21 protein-coding genes and 1 pseudogene are annotated in these 23428 nt (G+C 71.8%); 15 read left to right on the forward strand and 7 right to left on the reverse strand.

Going from position 1 to position 23428, the window contains the following annotated elements:
* Positions 1 to 88: 88 nt before the first annotated feature.
* The 4 genes and pseudogenes from ACWDAG_RS29615 to ACWDAG_RS29630 all read left to right on the forward strand — a co-directional run bounded on the left by ACWDAG_RS29615 (position 89) and on the right by ACWDAG_RS29630 (position 4485).
* A complete protein-coding gene (locus ACWDAG_RS29615; protein ID WP_450698606.1) occupies positions 89 to 874 on the forward strand; it encodes an ABC transporter ATP-binding protein in 786 nt (261 codons plus the stop codon).
* Between the two features lie 4 nt (positions 875 to 878).
* Positions 879 to 3446 (forward strand): ABC transporter permease, encoded by a 2568-nt coding sequence (locus ACWDAG_RS29620; RefSeq protein WP_450698607.1) that lies wholly within the window; start codon positions 879 to 881, stop codon positions 3444 to 3446.
* 110 nt (positions 3447 to 3556) lie between these two features.
* Positions 3557 to 3706: pseudogene (locus ACWDAG_RS29625) on the forward strand (LLM class F420-dependent oxidoreductase); the annotation flags it as partial.
* Between the two features lie 137 nt (positions 3707 to 3843).
* A complete protein-coding gene (locus ACWDAG_RS29630) occupies positions 3844 to 4485 on the forward strand; it encodes a hypothetical protein (RefSeq protein ID WP_450698608.1) in 642 nt (213 codons plus the stop codon).
* 40 nt (positions 4486 to 4525) lie between these two features.
* On the opposite strand, the gene ACWDAG_RS29635 is transcribed toward ACWDAG_RS29630, so the two are convergent.
* Together ACWDAG_RS29635 and ACWDAG_RS29640 are read right to left on the reverse strand one after the other, a co-directional pair.
* A complete protein-coding gene (locus tag ACWDAG_RS29635) occupies positions 4526 to 5491 on the reverse strand; it encodes a hypothetical protein (RefSeq protein ID WP_450698609.1) in 966 nt (321 codons plus the stop codon).
* Between the two features lie 158 nt (positions 5492 to 5649).
* Positions 5650 to 6885 carry an MFS transporter gene (locus ACWDAG_RS29640; RefSeq protein ID WP_450698610.1) on the reverse strand — a complete coding sequence of 412 codons (1236 nt, stop codon included), beginning with the start codon at positions 6883 to 6885 and terminating at the stop codon, positions 5650 to 5652.
* Positions 6886 to 6987: 102 nt separating this feature from the next.
* On the opposite strand from ACWDAG_RS29640, the gene ACWDAG_RS29645 reads away from it, so the two are divergent.
* From ACWDAG_RS29645 to mug, 8 genes are all read left to right on the forward strand, one after another.
* On the forward strand, positions 6988 to 8073 hold the full coding sequence (locus ACWDAG_RS29645; protein ID WP_450698611.1) for a DUF5937 family protein: 1086 nt from the start codon (positions 6988 to 6990) through the stop codon (positions 8071 to 8073).
* Positions 8074 to 8224: 151 nt separating this feature from the next.
* Entirely contained in the window at positions 8225 to 9877 is a 1653-nt protein-coding gene (locus ACWDAG_RS29650) for a serine/threonine-protein kinase (RefSeq protein ID WP_450698612.1), read from the forward strand.
* Positions 9878 to 9927: 50 nt separating this feature from the next.
* The gene (locus tag ACWDAG_RS29655; protein WP_450698613.1) at positions 9928 to 10416 is read left to right on the forward strand and encodes a GNAT family N-acetyltransferase; all 489 of its coding nucleotides are present in this window, start codon (positions 9928 to 9930) and stop codon (positions 10414 to 10416) included.
* A gap of 168 nt (positions 10417 to 10584) precedes the next feature.
* Positions 10585 to 11931, forward strand: coding sequence for a hemolysin family protein (locus ACWDAG_RS29660; RefSeq protein ID WP_450698614.1), 1347 nt, complete (start codon positions 10585 to 10587; stop codon positions 11929 to 11931).
* Positions 11928 to 12950, forward strand: coding sequence for a hemolysin family protein (locus ACWDAG_RS29665; RefSeq protein WP_450698615.1), 1023 nt, complete (start codon positions 11928 to 11930; stop codon positions 12948 to 12950). The genes ACWDAG_RS29660 and ACWDAG_RS29665 overlap by 4 nt, the downstream gene beginning before the upstream one ends.
* A gap of 67 nt (positions 12951 to 13017) precedes the next feature.
* Positions 13018 to 13800: an SGNH/GDSL hydrolase family protein gene (locus tag ACWDAG_RS29670; protein ID WP_450698616.1), complete on the forward strand. Its 783-nt coding sequence runs from the start codon at positions 13018 to 13020 to the stop codon at positions 13798 to 13800.
* A gap of 284 nt (positions 13801 to 14084) precedes the next feature.
* Positions 14085 to 15527 (forward strand): adenylosuccinate lyase, encoded by a 1443-nt coding sequence (gene purB / locus ACWDAG_RS29675; protein ID WP_450698617.1) that lies wholly within the window; start codon positions 14085 to 14087, stop codon positions 15525 to 15527.
* Positions 15524 to 16069 (forward strand): G/U mismatch-specific DNA glycosylase, encoded by a 546-nt coding sequence (gene mug, locus ACWDAG_RS29680; RefSeq protein WP_450698642.1) that lies wholly within the window; start codon positions 15524 to 15526, stop codon positions 16067 to 16069. Before purB ends, mug begins: the two co-directional genes overlap by 4 nt.
* 4 nt (positions 16070 to 16073) lie before the next feature.
* Here mug and ACWDAG_RS29685 read toward each other — a convergent pair whose 3' ends face one another.
* From ACWDAG_RS29685 to ACWDAG_RS29695, 3 genes are read right to left on the reverse strand one after another with little or no spacing between them, the layout of a single operon-like run.
* The gene (locus ACWDAG_RS29685) at positions 16074 to 16469 is read right to left on the reverse strand and encodes a hypothetical protein (RefSeq protein WP_450698618.1); all 396 of its coding nucleotides are present in this window, start codon (positions 16467 to 16469) and stop codon (positions 16074 to 16076) included.
* A gap of 41 nt (positions 16470 to 16510) precedes the next feature.
* On the reverse strand, positions 16511 to 17233 hold the full coding sequence (locus ACWDAG_RS29690; protein ID WP_450698619.1) for an ABC transporter permease: 723 nt from the start codon (positions 17231 to 17233) through the stop codon (positions 16511 to 16513).
* Positions 17234 to 17235: 2 nt separating this feature from the next.
* Positions 17236 to 18156: an ABC transporter ATP-binding protein gene (locus tag ACWDAG_RS29695; RefSeq protein ID WP_450698620.1), complete on the reverse strand. Its 921-nt coding sequence runs from the start codon at positions 18154 to 18156 to the stop codon at positions 17236 to 17238.
* A gap of 108 nt (positions 18157 to 18264) precedes the next feature.
* Here ACWDAG_RS29695 and ACWDAG_RS29700 point away from each other — a divergent pair, with 108 nt between their 5' ends.
* The 3 genes from ACWDAG_RS29700 (at position 18265) to ACWDAG_RS29710 (ending at position 21416) form a co-directional block, all read left to right on the forward strand.
* A complete protein-coding gene (locus ACWDAG_RS29700; protein WP_450698621.1) occupies positions 18265 to 19422 on the forward strand; it encodes a sensor histidine kinase in 1158 nt (385 codons plus the stop codon).
* Between the two features lie 14 nt (positions 19423 to 19436).
* Complete coding sequence (locus ACWDAG_RS29705; RefSeq protein WP_450698622.1) at positions 19437 to 20099, forward strand: response regulator; 663 nt, start codon at positions 19437 to 19439, stop codon at positions 20097 to 20099.
* 159 nt (positions 20100 to 20258) lie between these two features.
* Positions 20259 to 21416 (forward strand): ROK family transcriptional regulator, encoded by a 1158-nt coding sequence (locus ACWDAG_RS29710; protein ID WP_450698623.1) that lies wholly within the window; start codon positions 20259 to 20261, stop codon positions 21414 to 21416.
* A 70-nt stretch (positions 21417 to 21486) separates the two neighbouring features.
* Here the strand turns inward: ACWDAG_RS29710 and ACWDAG_RS29715 are convergent, their stop codons facing one another.
* Both ACWDAG_RS29715 and ACWDAG_RS29720 read right to left on the reverse strand, forming a co-directional pair.
* The gene (locus tag ACWDAG_RS29715) at positions 21487 to 22248 is read right to left on the reverse strand and encodes a GntR family transcriptional regulator (protein WP_450698624.1); all 762 of its coding nucleotides are present in this window, start codon (positions 22246 to 22248) and stop codon (positions 21487 to 21489) included.
* Positions 22249 to 22438: 190 nt separating this feature from the next.
* The gene (locus ACWDAG_RS29720; RefSeq protein WP_450698625.1) at positions 22439 to 23323 is read right to left on the reverse strand and encodes an RNA polymerase sigma-70 factor; all 885 of its coding nucleotides are present in this window, start codon (positions 23321 to 23323) and stop codon (positions 22439 to 22441) included.
* Positions 23324 to 23428 lie beyond the last annotated feature (105 nt).

A 23428-nucleotide genomic window follows, 5' to 3' on the forward strand; every position in this document is an offset into this window, starting at 1 on the left:
ACCGCCTCGGCCCCATGGGGGATACCGGGTGTGCGGTCGGTCACACTAGCTTGGCACCCACGAGTGGCCGACCACCGAGGAGGCAGCGTTGTCCACATCTGCAGCGCGGGGCGCGGCCCGCGCCCGCGGTCTGACCAAGGCGTACGGATCGGGCGAGACCACCGTGCTCGCCCTGGACTCGGTGGACGTGGACATCGCGCGCGGCCGCTTCACCGCGGTCATGGGGCCGTCGGGCTCCGGGAAGTCCACGCTGATGCACTGTCTGGCGGGGCTCGACTCGGTGTCGGCCGGCCAGGTGTGGCTCGGCGACACCGAGATCACGGGGCTCAAGGAGCGCGAGCTGACCCGGCTGCGCCGGGATCGGATCGGCTTCATGTTCCAGTCCTTCAACCTCATCCCGACACTGAACGCGGCCGAGAACATCACCCTGCCCATGGACATCGCGGGCAAGAAGCCCGACGAGAAGTGGCTGGACCAGGTCATCGACACGCTGGGGCTGCGGGATCGGCTCAAGCACCGGCCCTCCCAGCTGTCCGGCGGTCAGCAGCAGCGCGTCGCGTGCGCGCGGGCGCTGGCCTCCCGGCCGGAGCTGATCTTCGCGGACGAGCCGACCGGCAACCTCGACTCGCGGGCCGGCCTCGAGGTGCTCGCCTTCCTGCGCGAGGCGGTCGACAGCCTCGGCCAGACCGTCGTCATGGTCACCCACGACCCTGGCGCCGCCGCCCACTCCGACCTGGTGCTCTTCCTCGGCGACGGACGGATCGTCGACGAGATGGAGCACCCGACGGCGGAGGCGGTTCTGGAACGAATGAAGCGCTTCGACGTGATCCGCAGCCAGTTCGACGAGAGCACCGCTCCCGCCCAGGAGGACTGACACCGTGCTCAAGGCGACGCTCCGCAGCTTCCTCGCCCACAAGGGGCGGCTGCTCCTCTCCGCGCTGGCGATCATCCTGTCCGTGGCGTTCGTCGCGGGCAGTCTGATCTTCTCCGACACGGTCACCCGCACCTTCGACCGGCTATTCCACTCCACCTCCGCCGATGTGACCGTGGAGCCGAAGCAGGACCTCAAGTCCCAGGTGCCGACGGGGGCGGCCGAGACCGTGCCCGCCTCGCTCGCGGCGCGGGTCGCGAAGGTCGACGGGGTCGCCTCGACCCACGCGGACGTCAGCGTCCAGAACATCACCGTCGTCGACAGCAGGAACAAGTCGGTCGGCCCCACCACCGGGGCGCCCACCATCGCCTCCGACTGGTACCTCACCGACCGCAGCCCCGTGAAGCTGACCTCGGGCCACGCCCCGCAGGGCGGCGGCGAGGCCCTCCTGGACGCCGACACCGCCGACAAGAAGCACGTCAAGATCGGCGACACCCTGACCGTGCTCGCCCAGCCGGGCACCTTCAAGGTCAGGGTCGTCGGTATCGCGACCTTCACCACGACCAACCCGGGCGCTGCCCTGGTCTTCCTCGACCCGAGGACGGCCGCGGCCCAGCTGCTCGGCTCGGCCGACAAGGCCACCAGCATCCAGGCCGACGCGGCGAAAGGCGTGAGCGACGCCCAGCTGAAGAGCCGTGTCGCGGCCGTGGTCGACACCGGCACCTACGACGTCAAGACCGCCGACGAGCAGGCCAAGTCGGCCGCGTCGGACCTCGGCGGCTTCCTCGACGTCATCAAGTACGTGATGCTCGGCTTCGCCGGGATCGCCGTCCTCGTCGGCATCTTCCTGATCGTCAACACCTTCTCCATGCTGATCGCCCAGCGCACCCGGGAGCTGGGCCTGCTCCGGGCCCTCGGCGCCGACCGGCGGCAGGTGCGGCGGTCCGTGCTCACCGAGGCGATCCTGCTCGGCCTGGTCGGCTCGACGCTGGGTCTGGCGGCGGGCATCGGGCTCGCGGCCGGGCTGATCAAGCTGATGAGCGTGTTCGGGATGAACCTCAAGACCACGGAGATGGTCGTCGGGTGGGGAACTCCCGTGGCGGCGTACGTCGTGGGCGTCGGCGTCACGTTCGTGGCCGCGTATCTTCCGGCCCGACGCGCGGCGGGCGTCTCCCCGATGGCCGCGCTCGCGGACGCCGAGATCGCCGGGATCGGAAAGCCGTTGCGGGTGCGGGCCGTCGTCGGCTCGGTCGTCGGGGTGCTCGGCGCAGCGGCCCTCGTCGGCTGTGCCACCGCGACGAAGACGGCCTCGTCGGCCTCGCTGCTGGGGCTCGGCGTCGTCCTGACCCTGATCGCGACGGTGATCGCGGGCCCGCTGCTGGTCCGCCCCGTCATCCGGGTCCTGGGCGGGGCCTTCCCTGCCCTGTTCGGCTCGATCGGCCGCATGAGCCAGCGCAACGCCCTGCGCAACCCCCGCCGCACCGGCGCCACCGCGGCCGCCCTCATGGTGGGCCTCGCCCTGGTCGGCGGCATGTCCGTGGCCAGCGCCTCCATGTCGAAGTCCTTCGACCAGCAGATCGACAAGACGCTGGGCGCCGACTTCATCGTCCAGAACACCAACTTCGTGCCCTTCAACCAGGAGGTCACCGACAAGGTGCGCTCCACACCGGGCGTCGGCCTCGTCGTACGGCAGCGGTTCGCACCGGTGGCCGTACGCCTCCCGGACGGCAAACGCATCGAGACGACCGCCGCGGGCTACGACGACGGAGTCGACGAGGTCGCGCACGTGACGTACGCGGCAGGGAACACGGCCGCGGCGCTGGCGGGCGGCAGCATCGGCATGGACGTCAAGTTCGCGAAGAAGCACGACGTCAGGATCGGCAGCACCCTCCCCGTCGAGTTCCCGGCCGGCCGGAAGACCGAGCTGAGGGTCGGCGCCCTCACCGACCAGGACCAGGCCGAGGGCTTCGGCATGCAGGGCGGGCTGTTCTTCGGGATCGCGACGGTCGAGAAGTACGTGCCCGGCGGGCAGGACTCCGCGCTGTACGTCAACAAGGCCTCCGGCACGAGCGCCGACCAGCTGCGCAAGAGCCTGGAGCGGTCGCTCAAGCCGTTCCCGCAGGTCCAGGCCCGCGACCAGGCCGACTACAAGAAGCTGGTGCACGACCAGATCGCCGTGCTGCTCTACCTCGTGTACGCGCTGCTGGGGCTGGCGATCATCATCGCTGTGCTCGGCGTCGTCAACACCCTCGCCCTGTCGGTGGTGGAGCGGACCCGGGAGATCGGGCTGCTGCGGGCCATCGGACTGGCCCGGCGGCAGCTGCGCCGGATGATCCGGCTGGAGTCGGTGGTGATCGCGGTGTTCGGGGCGGTCCTCGGGCTCGCGCTCGGTCTGGTGTGGGGCGTGTGCACGCAGCAGGTGCTGGCGCTGCAGGGCATGAAGGCGCTCGCGATCCCGTGGACCACCATCGTGGCGGTGGTGATCGGCTCGGCGGTGGTGGGCATCGTGGCGGCACTGCTGCCCGCGTTGCGCGCATCCCGCATGAATGTCCTGGCAGCCATCGCGCACGAGTGACGGAATCGCGGCGGGAGCTCAAGTCCCGTATCGGTGAGGAGAGTTCCTGCCGCGTCCGTTCCGTTTCGGCGTCAACCTGCCCGACCTCGCGCCCGAACCCGCCGAGGAGTGGCACAGGCTGCATACAGGCCGAACACGACAAGGCCGGGCTGCCGTTCGGTTCCCCGAGGGAGCGCGCGGACCATCTGCAGCGCACGATCGAGGAGTTGGACCGGCTGCTCGGCTCCGACGAACTCCCCCACTCGCAGCGGGTGCCGCTGTCCTGCTCATCCAGCAGGTGATCGTGACCGACCATCGCGCGGCGGCGGTCCGGCCGCTGGTGGAGCGGGTGCACCGACGCCAACTGGCCATATCATCAGCCCGGGTTGGCGAGTGCCGCGCGGGGGGAGGGGTGGGGATGAGAGAGCTGGAGCTGCTGGGTCTGGCCGTGGTGCCCTTGGCCACCTACTACGGCGTGGCCCGGCAACGCCGCTGGCGCATCCTGGTGTCGGCGTTGTACGCCCTGGTCGGCGTGCTGCTCTACGCCAACGACGACATGCACGGCTGGCGCATGGCGTGGTATCTCGTCGACCTGGTCGCGATGCTGCTGATACTGCGCTTCCTGAACAGCCCCGAGCGGGTGGACCGGCTGGTGGAGAGAATCTGGGCGCTGACACCGCCCGAGGAGTCCGACAGAACCGGGGTGGAGCAGGAGCTGCACCGCCTGTCCGACGAACCTCGGCTGCGCTGGATGTGCCTGGAACTCGACACCGGTGGCGACCTGTTGGTCACCACGAACCTGAACGGCCGGTCGGCGCGGCGCCGGTTCCGTGTGACGGAAGAATGCCCCCATTGCCTCCTGGAAGGGCTTCTCGCGTCATTCGTCGCCGTCGAGCCGGTCGCAGAAATCGAGTTCTACCGCACCGGAACTTCTCAGGGCGAGGGATACGCAGCGTACGTCCACTTCGACAGGTCGACGGCAGGCGTACGCATCGACGTCGCTCAGACCAGCCGTATGGTGGCCCTGCCGGTCGGCGACTGTTCCGTTCACGCCCTGTGAGCCGCGCGGCGCCGCGGCGGCCGGTTTCCGGGCGCCCGTGTCAGCTGCCGCCGAGAGTCCGGTGCCGGTGCGCGACGTGCCGCAACCGGGCGACCTCGACCTGCTCCCGCAATCGGGCCTCGACACGCTCTCGGGCTGTCGGGTCCTGGCTCTCCTCCCACCATGCCTCGCCCGTCTCGACCCGCCGCTCCTCCGCTGCGTTCGGCTGTGCCCCCATTCGAAGACGTTGGCAGCGGCAAGGGCGGTAGCGCAACCGGTCGGGATGGTCCGTGCCCGGATCCCATCGGGCCAGGAGGAGGGCGACGTCCGTTGCGTCGTGGTGCTCGGCCAGACCGCGCACGCGATCGGCGTACCTCAGCACCTCCAACTCCCGGCACAGCGCGCAGCACCGGCACCAGGGCACCAGTTCCCCGTTGGCGCGGACCAGGTCCGCGATGGCGTCGGCCAGCGGCCGGGGCAGATGGCCGTGCGCAGCGAGGTGGGCCAGTTGCAGGAGGTCCCTGACGGGATGGGGTGCCTCCCAGGCCGCTGTGATGTGTCCGGCGGCCAGGACCGTGTCGTCGGCGTCGCGACGGCGGGCCAGGAGGCGAACGTCGAACAGAGCCCGCACCTCCCCCTCGGCCCCGGCATCCCGTTCCGAGGGATCCATGTCCCACCAAAGGTGATACTCCAACGCGTCGTCCGCAGCTGACCCGGCTTCGAGCGGCAGATGGAGGACGTGTGACGACTCCGCACGCCCGTGTGGGGTCATGTCCTCCCACCGGCCACCTGGCGGCAGAGCCGACGAAGGTGGCAACCGGCGACGCAGTGAGGTGATACGAGCGCGGAACAGCCGCAGCCGCAGCCGCAGAGCGGTCTCGGACGCGGGGGCGAGGTCGGCCGGGGGCCGCACGACAATCACGGCGTGCCCTGCGAGGACACCGGCCGGCTGCTCCGACTCGAATCGCAGGTCCAGCACCCCGGCTCCGCCGTCGGACATCACGGGCACACCCTCCTCGTTCGGCACGCCATCGGAACACCCGGTACGCCCGTGTTCCCTCCGGGCGAAGTTACGGGTCGGCTGCCCGGGTCGGCAACGCCGCGACAGCGCCCGGGATTTGTCGCGGTCCATGAGGCCGGCGGTTCGGTGCCGGCGCAGCAACAGGACCCCACAGCACGTGATCGTCAGCCCGCGCGACATGCCCGGACACCGGGCCGCGGTCCTTGGTCCTTCTCGGTGGCGACGGCGGACGCGGACAGGAGCGTCGCAGCCGCGAGGCTGCCCCAGAGCGCGGCCGGGCCGAGCGGTGCGAGAGCGGTCATGACCGCCGGGGAGACGGCGAGGCCGAAGCCCGTGGAGAGCTGGAAGCGAGCGAGGGCGCGTCCCAGGACATGGGCCGGGGCGAGTGCGGTGACGAGCGCGGTGGCGCTGCCGGCGTAGATGATCTCGCCGATCGTGCAGACCACGGACACCGTGGCCACTGCCGGGGCGCCCCAGTCGTGCCCCAGTGAGGTGGCCGCGAGGAAGCCGAGGTAGGACGCCGCCAGCACCACGCCGGAGAGGGCCAGCACGGTCCGTCGGGGGAAGCGGGACATGAAGACGGTCACCGGCACCTGCAAGGTGACGACCAGCGCCGTGTTGGCCACGAAGACGACTGCCGACCACACCGGCGACGCGTGCAACTGCGTCACCAGGACCAGCGGGAGCGCGATCTCGGGGACGTTGAGGCAGAAGACGTAGATCACGTTGGCGGAAAGCAGCGCGAGCATCCGGGGTGCGGGCTCGTCGTCCCGGTCCTCGGCCTGGGCGGTCTCCGCCGGATCTGCGTGCACATGGACCGACCATGCCAGGGCGGCCGCGGCAAGGTAGGCGAGCGCTGTGCCGGCTGCCAGCGCCCGCAGTGCAGTGGTGCCGCCTGCCAGGCACACGGTGGCGAGGAGTGCTCCGACGCCCAGGGCGGCGTTGCGCAGTGCGCGGGCCCCTGCGAGGGCGGTGTCGCGTTCCCGGCCGTGGGCGACCGTGGCCACGAGCGCGGCGTGGGCGGCGGGCCATGCCTGGTTGCCGATGCCGAGGAAGAGTGCCGCCGTCGCGAAAAGCCGGACGTGTCCCGCTGGAGCGGCCAGCAGCAGCGCCACGCCCAGCACCCGCACCAGCATCGACGCCGCCACGACCGTGCTGCGTGCACCACGGTCCAGCCAGCGGCCCACCGCGGGCATGCACACCAGGCCCGCGACGATGCCGGCCGTCATGGCGGCACCGGTGACCGGTCCGGACAGCCTCAGTACCGTCACGCCGTAGAGCAGCAGAAAAGGCCGCAGCAGGCCGGTGCCCAGCGCGTCCACCGTCAGGGCGACGGCATAGCGGGGGCCTCCGGAGGCGCGGACGAGGGCGCGGGGCCGGATTCTCGTGATGGTTGCCATGGCGTCAGACGGTGTGTTCGGCCGCTGGGGCAGGGCACGTCGGTTGACGCACTTCGTCAATCGACGCCCTCGCCCGGCTGTTCGGGCGGTGATGATGGGGGGATGACGCTGAGGATCGACATCAGCGGGGTGCCGTCCGAACGAGTGCGGTTCGCCGCCTCCCCGCTGGCCGAGCTGACCGCGGTGTTGCATGTGCTGGCCGAACCGGGTCACCATCCGCAGTTCGCCGGCTGGGCCGCGGGCGTCTGGGCCGGGCTGCGGCCGGAGCTGGCCGAGCGGCTCAGGGAGGCGGAGTTCCTCTGGCGTTCCTCACAGGCCGACTTCCTGATCCCCGCGCGGCCCCGGCAGACCCTCTCCGAGGAGCTGGACGACGTGGACCGGATCGATGACGAGACGTACGTGACCGCCGCGCTCGTCACCACGTGCGGCAGCAACCGGGTCCACTTCCCCGGCGCGTCGCCGCTGACCGACGTGACCGCGCGCGAGCGGGCCCTGGACGTGGCCCAGGCCCGCGGCGCGGCGCAGGAGGCCTTCGCGGAACGGCTGCTCGCGGACCCGGCCACGGTCCGGGCGCGGGTGCGCCACACCCTCGAAGAATGCTCCGAGGCCTTCTTCGACGACGCATGGGCGGGCGTCGCGGTACAGCTCGCCACCGATCTGCGACTGAAGAACGAACTGCTCCGCCGGCACGGCCTCGGGGCGGCACTCGCCTCGGTCTCCGGCGCGGTCACTCTGGCACCGGACGGCGACTGCATCATCGTGGACAAGGTGCAGGACAAGTCGACCGCCGCCCGGGGCGCCGGGGTCACCTTCATCCCGAGCGTCTTCGGCCGCCCGCACCTGGTGGCGGTGCACGCCCCCGGGTGGCATCCGGTGGTGCAGTACCCCGTCGCCGAGCCGAGTCCGACCGAGCCCGTCTCTCTGGAGACGGTCACCCTCCGGCTGGAGGCGCTGGCGCATCCGGTACGGCTGCGGCTGCTGCGCACTCTGGCGCGCGGCCCGCACACCACCGCCGAGCTGGCCCACTTCTGGGAGCTCTCGCCCCCGGAGGTGTCACGCCACCTGGCCGTCCTGCGCCGCGCGGGGCTGCTCACGACTCGGCGGCACGGCCGTTACGTCCGGTACACCCTCAACCTCCCCGATCTGGCGACGTTGGGCGCCGACCTGCTGGCGGCCGTACTGCGCTGACCGACCGGTCGGGCCCGCTCCGCCCGCCGCATCCGAACTGATGTGAACGTGTCACGCGTGGCTTAAACTCACGGCGGTACGGGGCGGGTTCGTGTGCTCTCCGCCCAAGATGTCCCGCCCTGCTGCGGCCCGAGTACCGCCCGGAGACAACATGAGGACCCTGGATCCCGGGGACCCGTCGGCCGTCGGCGGCTACCCGCTGCTGGCGCTGCTCGGCGCCGGCGGCATGGGACGGGTCTTCCTTTCCCGTACGGCTTCCGGGCGGCTGCTGGCGCTGAAGACACTGCGGCCCGAGTTCGGCCTGGACCCCGGCTTCGAAAAGCGGTTCGCCCGCGAGATCGCCAGCAGCGACCAAGTGCGTTCCGCCTGGACGGTGTCGGTCGTCGACTACAGCCCCGCCGGGCAGCGCCCGCAGTGGCTGGCCACGGAGTACGTCGCCGCACCCTCCCTCGCCGACTGGGTCGAGCGAACGGGCCCACTGTCCGAAGGCACCGTCCGAGCCCTGGCCGCGGAACTCGCCGAAGGGCTGCGGGCCGTGCACCGGGCCGGCCTCGCCCACCGTGACGTGAAGCCCTCCAACGTGCTCCTGGCCCGCCGTCACCCCCTGCTCATCGACTTCGGCATCGCCCGTGCCGCCGATGACACCCGCCACACCGGCACGGGCGGTGTCATCGGGTCGCCGGGGTACATGGCGCCGGAGCAGGCGACCGGCGGGACATCGGCCGAGCCTGGCGACGTCTTCTCGCTGGGGGCGACGCTGGTGTATGCCGCCACCGGCGTCGGCCCCTTCCTGCATCCGGGCGAAAACCCCTCGGCGGCGCAGTTGTTGTACCGGATCGTGCACGAGGAGCCGACGCTGCACGGCGTGCCGCCGACGCTCGCGCCGCTGCTCGCCGCCTGTCTGAACAAGTCGCCGCAGGCCCGCCCGACCGCGGACGAGCTGTGGGACCGCGTCGGCGCCTCCCCCGGCGGCTGGACGGCGGCCCTGCCGTCGGATCTGTCCGCGGACATCGCCGCGAGGGAAACCGCAGCGCAGGCGGTGCTGCAGCGCCCGTTGCTGCCGTCGCCCCCGCACCCCGCACCACCGGCCGGGTTCGGACCGCCCGGTGAGGGCATCGGTTCCCCGTCACCCGCTGCCTACGGGCCGCCCGCCGCCCACATGCACCTCCCGGCCTCTGGGGCCGGAACCGCTCATGGCCTCGCCCCAGTTGGGGCCGCCCCCGCGTCCGGTCGGCGTGCCGCACGGCTGCGCACGGCCGCCGTGGCCGCGGGCGTGGCGGCGACCGCAGCCGTCGTCGCCGCCCTGGCCTGGCCGCACGGCACCGACGACGGGACGGGCGGCGGCGGGCACACCTCTGCACCGACATCCCCCGCTCCGTCCTCGTCCGCCGCGACCGCGACGGACGCCCTGCCCGCCTCCTGGGTGGGCACCTGGAAGGGAACAGGCCCCGGCAGCGCCTCCGGCGACGGTGTCGTGAACGCGCGCACGAACAAGGTGTCCGTGACAGCCACCCTGCACGCGGCGTCCCGGGGCGACATCGTCGGCCGACAGGTCAGCCACGTGACCGACGCCGACAGCGGCCAGGACATCGGCTGCACCGAGACCCTGCGCCTGCGGGAGACGCACCCGTCGTCCATGGTTTTCGAGGCGGCCACGAGCACTCCTACGGACCCGTCCAACGCCGTGCTGTGCGTGCGGGGCAACATCTACACCCTGACGAAAACAGGCGCGAACACCCTGTCCCTGGGCGACGAGGGCAGCCAGACGGCGGGCGCACCCTCGCGGCTGACCCGTTCGTCCTGATCCACGGCCGGCACCGACCGAGTCGGCAATCCGAAGGACCAGGCGTCAGGATGTCGAGTCCCCGGCACAGAATCCGTTCGCCAGAGAGGCGAATCCTCTGCTTGGCTCGCCCCATGAGTGATCTTCGCATGCGTAGCGCGACCCCGGACGACGTCGACGACGTCCTGGCCTTCTGGAAGACGGCCGCCGAGGGCACGAGCATCAGTGACGACCGGGACGGGGTCGAGCGGCTGGTGGCGCGCGACCCCGAGGCGCTGCTGCTGGCCGAGCGGGACGGGCAGCTGGTGGGCACGGTGATCGCGGGCTTCGACGGCTGGCGCTGCCATCTGTACCGGCTGGCGGTACACCCGGACCGCCGCCGCCAGGGCATCGGCTCGGCACTGCTGGCCGCGGCCGAGGAACGGTTCGTACGGCTCGGGGGACGGCGCGGGGACGCCATGGTGCTGGTGCACAACGAGACCGGGCAGCATGCCTGGCGGTCGGCCGGGTACGCGCCGGAGGAACACTGGCGGCGCTGGGTGAAGCACCTCACACGCTGACCACCTTTGCCGATCCTTTACCATTGGAGGACCGCATACGGATCCGTTCCGGTCCTCCAATGAAAGGTGTGAGCGTCCGCCCATGGGCGAGCCTCCCAGTAGTGCGCGCAGTACACGACATCGCGCGTTCCTCCCGCCCCTGTCCGACGATGGGACGGAGGTGACCCGATGACCGAAGTGCTCCTCCTGCTGGTGGCGATCCTGCTCTCGCTCGCCTGCGGCGCCTTCGTCGCGGCCGAGTTCTCGCTGACCACGGTCGAGCGGGCCGAGCTCGAGCGGGCCGTCGAGCGCGGCGAGCGGGGCGCGGCGGGCGCCCTGAAGGCCGTCCGGAGCCTGACGTTCCAGCTCTCCGGCGCGCAGCTCGGCATCACCGTCACCAACCTGGTCGTCGGCATGCTCGCCGAACCGTCGATCGCCAAGCTGATCGCGGGCCCGCTGGAGGCACTCGGCATCTCGCCCTCGGCGGCGAGCTCGCTCGCCCTGGTGCTGGGCACGGCCCTGTCGACCGTCTTCCTGATGGTCGTCGGCGAGCTGGTCCCCAAGAACTGGGCCATCTCCTCCCCACTGGCCGTCGCCAAGCGGGTCGGCAACGCGCAGCGACTGTTCAGTGCGGTCTTCCGCCCCTTCATCAGCCACCTCAACAACGCGGCGAACCGCGTGGTGCGCCGCTTCGGCCTGGAGCCCACCGAGGAGCTGGCCTCGGCGCGCGGCCCCAAGGAGCTGGCCGCGCTGGCCCGGCACTCCGCCAGGGAGGGCGCCCTGGAGGCGGACACCGCGGAGCTGTTCGTACGGACCCTGAACCTCGCCGACCTGACCGCGGAGAACGTGATGACGCCCCGCGTCCAGGTCATCGCCCTCGACGTCCAGGCCACCTGCGAGGACGTGGCGAACGCGACCCGGGCGACCGGGCTGTCCCGCTTCCCGGTCTACCGCGGCAGTCTCGACTCGGTCGTGGGCACCGCGCACATCAAGGACGTCCTGGCGATACCGGCCGACCGCCGCAGGCACACCCACGTCTCCGAGCTGATGCGTGAACCGCTCCTCGTCCCCGAGACCCTGACGGTCGACCGGCTGCTCGACCGGCTGTCCGGCAAGCGCACCATGGCCGTCGTCATCGACGAGTACGGCGGCACCGCGGGCGTCGCCACCCTGGAGGACATCGTCGAGGAGGTCGTCGGCGAGGTGCGGGACGAGCACGACCCGCACGAGACGCCCGACCTGGCCCCCGCTGGCAGCGACGACGCGGGCCGTGCGCTGTACTCGGCCGACGGCTCGGCCCGGCTGGACCAGCTCGTGCGTGTCGGCCTCAGGGCGCCGGAGGGGCCGTACGAGACGCTGGCCGGTCTCGTCGCGACGGAGCTCGGCCACATCCCGGCCGTGGGCGACTCCGTCGAGGTCACCGGATGGCGGCTGGACGTGGTGGACGCCTCGGGACGCAGGGCCGCACGGGTGCTGATGCACGCCCCCTTCGAGGACGAGACGGACGGGACGACGAACCGGGAGGGCGCGAAGTGACCGCGGTACAGCTGCTGATCGGCCTTGCGACCCTCGTCGTCAACGCCTTCTTCGTCGGCGCCGAGTTCGCGCTGATCTCCGTACGGCGTTCGCAGATCGAGCAGTATGTGGAAGGAGACGCGGAGGGCGACCGGCGGGCCAAGAGCGTGCTGTGGGGCCTGGAGCACGTGTCCGCCCTGATGGCAGCCGCGCAGCTCGGCATCACGCTGTGCACGCTGGTCCTGGGTGTGGTCGCGGAACCGGCCATCGCGCATCTGCTGGAGCCGGTGTTCCACGCCGTGGGCGTGCCCGAGTCCGCGGGACACGCGGTGTCCTTCGTGATCGCGCTGACCCTGGCGACCTATCTGCACATGCTGCTCGGCGAGATGGTGCCGAAGAACATCGCGCTCGCGGAGCCGGTGCGCAGCGCGCTGCTGCTCGGGCCGCCGCTGGTCGCCCTGGCGCGGGCGCTGCGCCCGGTGATCTTCACGATCAACGCCTTCGCGAACGCCCTGCTCAAGCTGCTGCGGGTGGAGACCAAGGACGAGGTCGCGGCCACCTTCTCGGACGCCGAGCTCGCCCGGATCGTGCGGGACTCGGGCGAGGCGGGGCTGATCGACGACCGTGCGCTGGAGCGGCTGCACGACGCACTGGAGCTGGGCCGGCGCCCGGTGCGCGACGTGGTGCTCCCGCTGGAAGGCGTCGTCTACGCGCGCGTGGGCGTCACCCCGGAGGAGCTGGAGCGGCTGTCGGCCCAGTCGGGCTTCTCCCGCTTCCCGGTGGTGGACGAGGGCCGTCGCATCGTCGGCTATCTGCACGTCAAGGACGCCCTGGACGCCCCCGGCCGGGACGTGCCGTTCCGGGTGCGGGACATGCGGCCCATCGCGCGCGTACGGGAAGGCACACCCCTGGACGACGTGCTCACGGCGATGCGCGGCAGCCGCACGCACCTGGCGGCCGTCCTCGGCGGCGACGGCCGGCTGGCCGGTCTTGTGACCATGGAGGACGTGCTGCAGGAGCTGTTCGGACAGCGGACCTGAGCCTTCCCGCGAGCGAGCAGGGCCGACCGACCGACGGGTATGGAGCCGGGATACCATCTCTTCCGCCATGCAGAAGAACCCCATACACACCAGCCTGGTCGCGGTCGGCGACTCCTTCACCGAGGGCATGTCGGACCTGCTGCCCGACGGCTCCTACCGGGGCTGGGCCGATCTCCTCGCCGGGCGGATGGCCGCGGTCAGCCCCGGGTTCCGGTACGCCAACCTCGCGGTGCGCGGCAAGCTGATCGGGCAGATCGTCGACGAGCAGGTCGACGTGGCGGCCGCCATGCAGCCCGACGTGATCACGCTGGTGGGCGGCCTCAACGACACCCTGCGGCCGAAGTGCGACATGGGGCGGGTACGGAGTCTGCTCACCGAGGCCGTGGAGCGGCTGGCTCCGGCCTGCAAGCAGCTGGTGCTGATGCGCAGCCCCGGTCGGCAGGGACCGGTCCTGGACCGCTTCCGGCCGCGCATGGAAGAACTCTTCGCCACCGTCGACGAGCTCGCCGCACAGCACGGCGCGGTGGTCGTGGACCTGTACGGGGCCCCCTCACTCGCCGACCCGCGCATGTGGGACGTCGACCGGCTGCACCTGACGGCGGAGGGGCACCGCAGGGTCGCCGAGGCCGTTTGGCAGACGCTGGGCTACGACCCCGAGGACGCCGAGTGGCACACGCCCATGGCGGCGACCCCGCCTCCGGGGTGGGCCGCGCGACGGGTGGCGGACGTCCGTTTCGCCCGTCAGCACCTGCTCCCGTGGATCGGCCGCCGCCTGACGGGCCGCTCCTCGGGCGACGGCCGCCCGGCCAAGCGGCCGGAACTGCTGCCGTATGAGGGGCCGGCGGCGTAAGAGGGGGTTTCGCCCCCGCCGCCCCTTCCCGTCCCGTCCCTGGGGCTGCCGCCCCCAGACCCCCGCTTTCGGCCTGAACGGCCTCGTCCTCAAACGCCGGACGAGCTGAATAGATCAAGCCCCGCCCGGCAAAATCCAGCCCCTCCGGCGTTTGAGGAGCGGGGGTCCGGGGGCTGGCCCCCGGTACGGGACGGGAAGGGGCGGCGGGGGCGAGAACATTCGTAGGTTCCACCGAACGCACCCACGGCGCTGGCCTGCACGATTCGCCAGTAGAATCCGTACACGTGACTTCTGCGCCCGCCAAGCCCCGCATCCCGAACGTCCTCGCCGGACGCTACGCCTCCGCCGAGCTCGCCACGCTCTGGTCCCCCGAGCAGAAGGTGAAGCTGGAGCGGCAGCTCTGGCTCGCCGTGCTACGAGCCCAGAAGGACCTCGGCATCGAGGTGCCGGACGCGGCGATCGCCGACTACGAGCGTGTCCTGGACACCGTCGACCTGGCCTCCATCGCCGAGCGCGAGAAGGTCACGCGCCACGACGTGAAGGCCCGGATCGAGGAGTTCAACGACCTCGCCGGCCACGAGCAGGTCCACAAGGGCATGACCTCCCGCGACCTCACCGAGAACGTCGAGCAGCTGCAGATCCGGCTCTCGCTGGAGCTGATGCGCGACCGTACGGTGGCGGTCCTGGCGCGCCTGGGCAAGCTGGCGGGCGAGTACGGCGAGCTGGTCATGGCCGGCCGCTCCCACAACGTGGCGGCGCAGGCCACCACCCTCGGCAAGCGCTTCGCGACCGCCGCCGACGAGCTGCTCGTCGCGTACGGCCGGGTCGAGGAGCTCCTGGGCCGCTACCCGCTGCGCGGCATCAAGGGCCCGGTCGGCACGGCGCAGGACATGCTGGACCTGCTGGGCGGCGACGCGGGCAAGCTGGCCGACCTGGAGAACCGGATCGCCCGGCACCTCGGCTTCTCGCAGGCCTTCACCTCGGTCGGCCAGGTCTACCCGCGCTCGCTGGACTACGAGGTCGTGACCGCCCTGGTGCAGCTGGCGGCGGCCCCCTCCTCGCTCGCGAAGACGATCCGTCTGATGGCCGGGCACGAGCTGGTGACCGAGGGCTTCAAGCCGGGTCAGGTCGGCTCCTCGGCGATGCCGCACAAGATGAACACCCGCTCCTGCGAGCGCGTCAACGGCCTGATGGTCATCCTGCGCGGCTACGCGTCGATGACCGGCGAGCTGGCCGGCGACCAGTGGAACGAGGGCGACGTGTCCTGCTCGGTGGTGCGCCGGGTGGCGCTGCCGGACGCGTTCTTCGCACTGGACGGTCTGCTGGAGACGTTCCTGACGGTGCTCGACGAGTTCGGCGCGTTCCCGGCGGTCGTGGCCCGCGAACTGGACCGCTACCTTCCCTTCCTGGCCACGACCAAGGTGCTGATGGGCGCGGTGCGTGCGGGCGTCGGCCGTGAACTGGCGCACGAGGCCATCAAGGAGAACGCCGTCGCCTCCGCCCTCGCGATGCGTGAGCAGGGCGCCGAGCGCAACGAGCTCCTGGACAAGCTGGCCGCCGACGAGCGCATCCCGCTCGACCGCGCCCAGCTGGACGCGCTGATGGCCGACAAGCTGTCCTTCACGGGGGCCGCCGCCGACCAGGTCGCCACGGTTGTCGGCCGCATCGAGGAGATCGTCAAGCAGCACCCGGAGGCCGCGGGCTACACGCCGGGGGCGATCCTCTGACCCGCTTCACCCCGGCGGAACTGGAGGCCGCCCGCGACCGCCTCGTCCCGGACGTGGTCGCGGACGGCCTCGATGTTCTGTTCTGCGGCATCAACCCCGGTCTGATGACGGCGGCGACCGGCCATCACTTCGCCCGGCCGGGCAACCGCTTCTGGCCGGTGCTGCACCTGTCGGGCTTCACACCGCGGCTCATGAAGCCGTCGGAACAGCTGGAGTTGCCGTCGCACGGGCTCGGCATCACGAACGTGGTGGCCCGGGCGACCGCGAGGGCCGACGAGCTGAGTGCGGAGGAGTACCGCGAGGGCGGGCGGCAGCTGACGCTCAAGGTGGCCCGGCTGAAGCCACGGTGGCTGGCGGTCGTGGGGGTCACCGCGTACCGGGTCGCATTCGACGACCGCAAGGCCCAGGTGGGGCCGCAGCAGCGGGTGATCGGGGACACGCGAGTGTGGGTGCTGCCCAACCCGAGTGGGCTGAACGCGCATTGGACCGCGCAGACGATGGCGGAGGAGTTCGGGCGGCTGAGGGTGGCGGCGGAAGGGTGACGAGTCAGACCGGGGCGACGTTCGTGGCGGCGAGGAGCAGGCGGACCTCGGCCTCGGGGTCCGCGTCGGCCACGGCGACGATGAGCCAGCGCCCGGTGGCGTTCTCCCAGCCCCGAAGCTCCACGGCCTCGACGGCGAGACGCGCCCAGGGCTCGGGTATCTCCTCCCCCCGGCTCATGCGCTCCTGGAAGGTCCCCGTCCCCCAACGGACCGGCGCTCCTCCCCGGGCGGTCAACTGCTCCGTGAGTGCTCCTTCCAGGGCATAGACGTCATCCGCTGTCAGGTGGCCCTCCGGGCAGTCACCGTTGCCCGCCCCTAACACGACCATGTCGTGACCCGGCCCGTCCACGTCCCGGGACCACAGTTCGTCGACGAGGTCGAGGCATTTCGCGATGTCCATGTGATCCAGTATTCCGCCTGCCACTGACAATTGGCGGGCTGTCAGGCGTCCCTCCGCCGCACGCTCCACAGCCCCGCCAGCAACGCCGTCCCCGCCCAGAGCCCCGTCACCCCGAGCCCGGTCCACGGACCGAGCGCGCCGTCCCACGTCTCGTGGAACACCACCTGCCCCGCCCGGTCCGGCAGCACGTCCGCCACGGAGCCCGACATGTCCCCGATGACGAAGGACACGATGAGCAGGAACGGGATGAGGATGCTCAGCGTGGCGACGCCGCTGCGCAGCACGGCCGTCAAGCCCGCCGCGAGCAGCGCCATCAGCGTCAGATAGACGGCGCAACCGACGACTCCACGCAGTTCCTCGCCCCAGGTCAGCCCGTCCGACTTCGCCCCGAGAACCGCCTTGCCGACCGCGAGGCTCATCACTCCCGTCACCAGACCCACCGCCAGCACGGAGGCGGCGATCGTCACGGTCTTGGCAGCGAACCACCGGCCACGCCGCGGGACCGCGGCCAGCGTGACGTGCAGGGCCCCGCCCCGGAATTCGCACGACACGGCGGTCGTGCCGAACGCGATCGCGGCGATCTGCCCGAAACTGACGCCGAAGAACACCGAGAACAGCGGGTCGAAGTCCGCTCCTTCGGTGTCGGTTCCGGCGAGGGCCGAGAACGCGGTGGTGGCGAGCAGGACGGCGGCCAGAGTGCCGACGAGCGAGCGCAGCGTACGGATCTTGAGCCACTCCGAGTGGAGTACGGGCGTGAATTCCATGGTCAGGCCTCCTGGGTCTGTGCGGTGAACTCGGTTTCTGCGCCGGTGAGCTCCAGATAGGCCTGCTCCAACGTGCCTTCCTCCGTGGCGAGTTCGAGGAGCGGCACACCGGCGGCGGAGGCGAGGCGTCCGATGTCGTCCACGCGTGCGTGATCGACGATCCAGTGGCCGTCCTCGTGCTCGACGGCGTCGTGGCCGTGCCGGGCTAGCGTGCTCTTGAGCACCGTGGGGTCCGTCGTCCGGATCCGTACGCGCGGCTGCACGCGCGCGTCGATGAACTCCCGCATCGGGGTGTCGGCCAGCAGGCGTCCGCGCCCCAGGACGACGAGGTGGTCGGCGAAGGACGCGGTCTCGTTCATGAGATGGCTGGAGACCAGGACCGTACGGCCCTCGCCCGCGAGCCGGCGCAGCAACGCGCGGATCCAGATGATGCCCTCGGGGTCGAGGCCGTTGGAGGGTTCGTCCAGCATGACCACCTCGGGCTCGCCCAGCAGCGCGGCGGCGATGCCCAGGCGCTGGCGCATACCGAGGGAGTACGTCTTCACGCGGCGCCGCGCCACCGATGCGAGCCCGGTCTCCGCGAGCACCTCGTCCACCCGGCGCTGCGGGATGCGGTTGCCGGCCGCCAGCAGGCGCAGGTGGTCGCGGCCGGTACGGGAGCCGTGCGCGGCCCGTGCGTCGAGCAGGGCGCCGACGTGGCGCAGCGGTTCGTGCAGCGCGGCGTAGGGGCGGCCGCCGATCGTGGCGGAGCCGGAGGTGGGCCGGTCGAGACCGAGGACGAGCCGCATGGTGGTGGACTTTCCGGCGCCGTTGGGGCCGAGGAAGCCGGTGACACGGCCGGGGCGGACGCTGAAGGTCAGGTCGTCCACGGCGCGCCTGCCGCCGTACTCCTTGGTCAGGTTCTGGACGTCGATGCTGGTCATGAGAGCAGCGTCGCCGCTCGGGCAGGGTCATCTCCTCCCCCGCCGGTGGAGAGCGGCTCCCCCACGCGGGGGAGGTCCGTTGTCAGTGGCGGCTGGCACGATGACGAAATGGCCCGCCTTCTGCGCCCGTTGCTCCGGGGGACTACGTACACACGTCTGCTGCACCTTTGGGTGCCGATGCTCGTCGTCAGCGTGTGGCTGTTCATCGACATGTCGACGCCTTGGGTGCCTGCGGCTGTCCTGGTTCCGGTCGGGCTCATCCCTGCCGTGCGGATGGGCGAGGGCGTGCAGGCGCGGCTGTTGCTGACGCCGGGCGAGCAGGATTCGGGGATCTCCGTGAACCCGTCCGCGACATGGCGCGACCGACTGCGCACCGTGCTGTGGCTCGAGGTGCGGATGGGGCTGGGCGCGGTGGCGATGGCGAGTTGCGTCTGGCTGCCGGCCCTGGTCTACGATCTGGTCCGCATCGCGCTCGGACACGCGCCGGGCAACGGCTTCCCGCTGCTGAGCGAGGCCCAACCGCACTGGACCTACGCCCTGTTGGTGCCACTGCCGCTGCTCGCGCTCTACGGGGCCGTGGTCGGCCTGGGCGAGTTGATCACCGCCGTCGCGCGCCGACTCCTCGGCCCGTCGGCGGCGGAGCGTCTCGCGGCTCTGGAGGAGCGCACGGATCAGCTCCTGGAGCGCAACCGCATCGCCCGCGAGCTGCACGACTCCATCGGCCATGCCCTCACGGTGGCGGTCGTGCAGGCGGGCGCGGCCCGTGCGGCGGGCGACCCGGAGTTCACCGACCGGGCCCTGGGTGCCATCGAGGACACCGGGCGAGCCGCGCTGGAGGACCTGGAGCGCGTGCTCGGCGTACTGCGCGAGGCGGAGCGCCCGGTGAGCAGCCGTCCGACGCTGGCCGAGGCGGACCGGCTCCTGGAGTCCGCGCGCGCATCCGGAGCGAAGATCGACACGGAGGTGTCCGGCGCGCTGGAGTCGATACCCGGCCCGGTCTCACGGGAGGGCTATCGCATCCTCCAGGAGGCCCTGACCAATGTGCTGCGGCACGCGGGGTCCGTCCCGGTGCGCGTCCGCATCGCGGTCACGGGCAGCGCGCTCACCCTGGAAGTCCGCAACCCGCTGACCGCCGACATAGCGGGGCCCGGACGGGGCAGCGGGCTGCGCGGGATACGCGAGCGCGCGGCGCTGCTCGGGGGTCGCGCGCGAACCGGCCCGGACGAAGGCGACTGGCAGGTACATGTAGAGCTGCCGTTGAGTTGATCTACGCTGGCCGGATGCCGGTGACCGTTCTCCTCGTCGACGACGAACCCCTCGTACGCGCCGGTCTGCGGGCCGTCCTGGAGGCACAGCCCGACATCGAGGTCGTGGGGGAGGCAGCCGACGGGGCAGCTGTGATCCCCCTCGTGCGGCAGCTGCGACCGGACGTGGTCGCCATGGACGTACGGATGCCGCTGATGGACGGCATCGAGGCCACGCGCGCGGTGCTGCGGACGGTCGACGAGCCGCCGAAGATCCTCGTGGTGACGACGTTCGAGAACGACGAGTACGTGTACGAGGCACTGCGGGCGGGCGCCGACGGGTTCCTGCTCAAGCGGGCCCGTCCGGCCGAGATCGTGCACGCGGTGCGCCTGGTCGCCGAGGGCGAGTCCCTGCTGTTCCCGGCCTCCGTACGGCAGTTGGCCGCCGAATACGGCACAGGCGGCGGAAACCGCGCCGCCCGCGCCGCGATGGACCGGGCTCGCCTGACCGACCGGGAGGCCGAGGTCCTGCGACTGATGGCCCGGGGCCTGTCGAACGCCGAGATCGCCACCCACCTGATCGTCGGCACGGAGACGGTGAAGTCCCACGTCAGCGCTGTACTGGCCAAGCTGGGAGCCCGGGACCGCACGCAGGCGGTGATCGCAGCGTACGAGTCGGGTTTCGTGGCACCGGGGTGAGCGCAGCGCGCCCCCAAAGGGGCGCGGGGAACTGCGTGACCGGCCACGACGGCGCGCCAGACAAAAGACGACCCATGGCGGCACTACCAAGCGGCCCAACCCAGCGGAGCGACCCGGTACGATCCGGCCAACACGCGCACGAGCTGGGAGGACGAGACGTTGGGGCGGCTGACCGGCGGGGATCCCTCGCTGCTGCGAAGGATCAACTCCGCGGTGGTGCTGCACGCGCTGCGTGCCACGGACGCGGCGACACTGACGGAGATCACCCGCGTGACCGGGCTGTCCCGGCCGACCGTCGAAGGCGTCGTCGAGGGGCTCATCGAGGCGGGCTACGTCGTCGAGAAGGCAGCCGACGAGAGCGAGGTCCGACGGCAGGGGCGGCCCGCGCGGCGCTTCCGGTTCCGGGCCGAGGCCGGGCATCTGCTGGGCCTGGACATCGGCTCCCACCGGGTCGCCGCACTCCTCGCCGACCTGGACGGCCGGGTGCTGGGCTCGGTGGCCAAGGACGTCGACGAGACGGCCCCCGCCGACGAGCGCCTGGAGCGGCTGCGCACCGCGGTGGCCGAACTGCTGCGCCGCGCCGGGGTCGCACGCGACTCGCTGCGGGCCGTGGGGGTCGCCTCCCCCGGCATCGTCGAGGCCGACGGCACCGTGCGGCTGTGCGCGGCGCTGCCCGAGTGGACGGGGCTGCGTCTCGGCGAGCGACTGAGCCGGTCCTTCAAGTGCCCGGTGCTGGTCGAGAACGACGCCAACGCCGCGGCCGTCGCCGAGCACTGGAAGGGCGCGGCCACCGAGTCCGACGACGTGGTGTTCGTGCTTGCCGGACTGAGCCCGGGAGCCGGTTCGCTGATCGGCGGGCAGCTGCACCGTGGGTACGGCGGGGCGGCGGGCGAGATCGGCGCGCTGCATCTGCTGGGCCGCGAGGTGACGCCCGAGACGCTGCTGTCCACCACGGACGAGCCGCTGCACCCGCTCGACGAACAGGCCGTCGCCGAGGTCTTCGCACAGGCCCGCGAGGGGGACCAGCGGGCTCGCGCGGCCGTCGACCGCTTCATCCAGCGGCTCGTCCACGACGTGGCCGCCCTGGTCCTGGCGCTCGATCCGGAACTCGTCGTCGTCGGCGGCTGGGCGACCGGCCTGGACGGCGTGCTGGAGCCCCTGCGCAGCGAGTTGGCGCGCTACTGCCTGCGCCCGCCGAAGGTGGCCCTGTCACTGCTGGGCGAGGCGGCGGTGGCGACGGGCGCGCTGCGGCTCGCCCTGGACCACGTCGAGGAGCAGCTGTTCGCGGTGGAGGGCACGGTGACGGCGCGGCGCTGAGCCATCGGCGCCACAACGCGCTGTGCCCCGGAGGAGTTCCGGGGCACAGCAGGTCCGGCGGGGCCGGCGCTCAGGAGGCCTGGCGCTCGGGCCCCTGGTGGATCTCCACGCCGCCCGAGTCGCCGAAGGTCAGACGGCAGGTGTCCGCACGATAGGTGGCGACGGAGAGCGCCGCCGTGCGGCCGTCGGCGAGGAAGCGGGTCGTGACGACGAGGACCGGCGCTCCCGGGAGGCGGTCCAGTTCCCTGGCGTCGTCCGCGCGGGCGGAGCCCAGCTCGACGGCGCTGTCCCGGCCCTCCAGCTCCAGGCGCTGCAGCTCACGCAGCACGGCACGCGCGCGTGCCGGTCCGGACGGCGCGTCTATGGCGGAGAGCTCGGGCACCGACGACTCCGGCACGTAGAGCAGCTCCGCGGCGACGGGCTGCCCCTGGGAGACGCGGGAGCGGCGCACCGTGTACACGGTGTCCTCCGGGCCCGTCTCCAGTGCGGCCGCGATCGCCGCGGGCGGGGCCGCGGCCGTGCAGTCGACGGCCTGCCAGACGTCCCCGGAGGCCCCCGGCCAGTCCTGCTGCTCGGTGCCGACCGCGACGCCCACGCGCGGCGGGGCGACGGTCGTCCCGACACCGCGGCGGCGCTGCAGCCTGCCTTCCAGTTCGAGCTGCTCCAGGGCCTGCCGGAGCGTGGCACGCGCGACGCCGAAGCGGGCGGCCAGGTCGCGTTCGTTGGGCAGGATCTCGCCCACGGAGAACTCGGAGTCCAGTGCCTCGCTGAGCACGGTCTTGAGATGCCAGTACTTCGGTTCCGGCACCGATTCCAACTGCGTGGTCCCCACCCTGTCCTCCGCAATCGCCGTGGTCCGGCGGCGTTTTAGCGCCCTTGTTTATTAAAGGTTGTTGCACTTATCTGCGACCATAGGGCGGCCCAAACCCTTGGTCAAGACCAATCCTGGATCCCATGGGCGCGACACAGGGCGCTCGCCGCGCAGGGTTCACAAGGTGTTCGTACGGGACCGTCCTCGTCGCCTACGCGGAGTCCAGCGAGCGCAGCTTGTCCGGGTTGCGGATGATGTAGAGCGACTGGATGCGCCCTTCGAAGACATCCACCTGGAAGACGCTGTCGGGCTTGCCCGCGGACAGGACGACGACCGCGAGACCGCCGTTGAGCTCCATGAAGCGGAAGGACTGGTCCGGCACGCCCTTCCGGGCCGCGCCGACGAGGAAGCGGCCCACCTTGTCGGCGCTCTCCAGGACCCGCAGCGGCGCCCTGGACTTGCCACCGCTGTCGCCCACCAGCCGCACATCGGGCGCGAGCAGCGCCATGAGACCTTCCAGATCCCCCTCCGCCGCGGCGGCGAGGAACCGCTCGGTCAGCTCCCGGCGCCGGCCGGGATCGACCTCGTAGCGCGGGCGCCGCTCCTCGACGTGCTTGCGGGCCCGCCCGGCGAGCTGGCGCACCGCCGGCTCACCGCGATCGAGCATCGCGGCGATGTCCGCGTACGGGTAGCCGAAGGCCTCGCGGAGCACGAACACCGCCCGCTCCAGGGGTGACAGCGACTCCAGGACGACGAGGACGGCCAGCGAGACGGAGTCGGCGAGCACGGCCCGCTCGGCGGTGTCCGGGACGGTGTCCCCGAAGTCGGTCGCATAGGGCTCGGGCAGCCACGGGCCGACGTACGTCTCGCCCCGCGCCTTGACCTGGCGCAGCCGGTCGATGGCGAGGCGCGTGGTGATGCGCACCAGGTAGCCGCGCGGTTCGCGCACGTCGCTGCGGTCGGCGCCGGACCAGCGCAACCAGGCCTCCTGGACCACGTCCTCCGCGTCGGCCACCCGCCCCAGCATGCGGTAGGCGACGCCCAGCAGGACGGGGCGGTGCTCCTCGAAGACGTCGGTCTCGGTGTCGGTGGTCACGCCCTAATCCCATGCGACGCGTCCGGGCATGTCTAGGAGAAATCCGCGTGTCCCGGAGCAGAATGACCCGCGGGCGCGCCGGCGGTCGGCGGCCGGACATGCGGA

The organism is Streptomyces sp. NPDC001157, assembly GCF_053598255.1.

What these genes read in the sequence shown, in the direction of transcription:
- ACWDAG_RS29630 (WP_450698608.1), top strand. Translation starts at nt 3,844, where the DNA reads ATGAGAGAGCTGGAGCTGCTGGGTCTGGCCGTGGTGCCCTTGGCCACC.
- ACWDAG_RS29640 (WP_450698610.1), bottom strand. Translation starts at nt 6,885, where the DNA reads ATGGCAACCATCACGAGAATCCGGCCCCGCGCCCTCGTCCGCGCCTCC.
- ACWDAG_RS29645 (WP_450698611.1), top strand. Translation starts at nt 6,988, where the DNA reads ATGACGCTGAGGATCGACATCAGCGGGGTGCCGTCCGAACGAGTGCGG.
- ACWDAG_RS29650 (WP_450698612.1), top strand. Translation starts at nt 8,225, where the DNA reads ATGAGGACCCTGGATCCCGGGGACCCGTCGGCCGTCGGCGGCTACCCG.
- ACWDAG_RS29655 (WP_450698613.1), top strand. Translation starts at nt 9,928, where the DNA reads ATGTCGAGTCCCCGGCACAGAATCCGTTCGCCAGAGAGGCGAATCCTC.
- ACWDAG_RS29660 (WP_450698614.1), top strand. Translation starts at nt 10,585, where the DNA reads ATGACCGAAGTGCTCCTCCTGCTGGTGGCGATCCTGCTCTCGCTCGCC.
- ACWDAG_RS29670 (WP_450698616.1), top strand. Translation starts at nt 13,018, where the DNA reads ATGCAGAAGAACCCCATACACACCAGCCTGGTCGCGGTCGGCGACTCC.
- ACWDAG_RS29685 (WP_450698618.1), bottom strand. Translation starts at nt 16,469, where the DNA reads ATGGACATCGCGAAATGCCTCGACCTCGTCGACGAACTGTGGTCCCGG.
- ACWDAG_RS29690 (WP_450698619.1), bottom strand. Translation starts at nt 17,233, where the DNA reads ATGGAATTCACGCCCGTACTCCACTCGGAGTGGCTCAAGATCCGTACG.
- ACWDAG_RS29695 (WP_450698620.1), bottom strand. Translation starts at nt 18,156, where the DNA reads ATGACCAGCATCGACGTCCAGAACCTGACCAAGGAGTACGGCGGCAGG.
- ACWDAG_RS29700 (WP_450698621.1), top strand. Translation starts at nt 18,265, where the DNA reads ATGGCCCGCCTTCTGCGCCCGTTGCTCCGGGGGACTACGTACACACGT.
- ACWDAG_RS29705 (WP_450698622.1), top strand. Translation starts at nt 19,437, where the DNA reads ATGCCGGTGACCGTTCTCCTCGTCGACGACGAACCCCTCGTACGCGCC.